Below are 219 nucleotides of genomic sequence, written 5' to 3'. Positions count from 1 at the left end.
AGTTTAGATGGCAAGGTATTAATCCAACAAAAACTACAAACAGGTAATACAAAAACGGCACAGCAAAAAATGGAAATAGCACATCTTTCTAACGGCACGTATTTGCTAACTGCCATAGACGAAAAAGGAAAAATACAAACAGAAAAGGTAATCATCTCAAAATAAGAACAAGGGGCACACAAGGCAAATGGGCAGCTATCAAGGCTGCCCTTTGCTATT

Annotated in this window: 1 protein-coding gene; it reads left to right on the top strand. The window is 37.9% G+C overall.

All coding sequences use genetic code 11. The features are described from left to right. Positions 1–165, top strand: a 165-nt coding sequence (locus GD597_RS22235) for a T9SS type A sorting domain-containing protein (RefSeq protein ID WP_171610023.1), incomplete at its 5' end; no start/stop codon positions are given. Between the last annotated feature and the right edge of the window lie 54 nt (positions 166–219).

The organism is Limnovirga soli (assembly GCF_013106755.1).
Taxonomy (GTDB): domain Bacteria; phylum Bacteroidota; class Bacteroidia; order Chitinophagales; family Chitinophagaceae; genus Limnovirga; species Limnovirga soli.
This window is presented reverse-complemented; position numbering and strand designations above follow the sequence as displayed.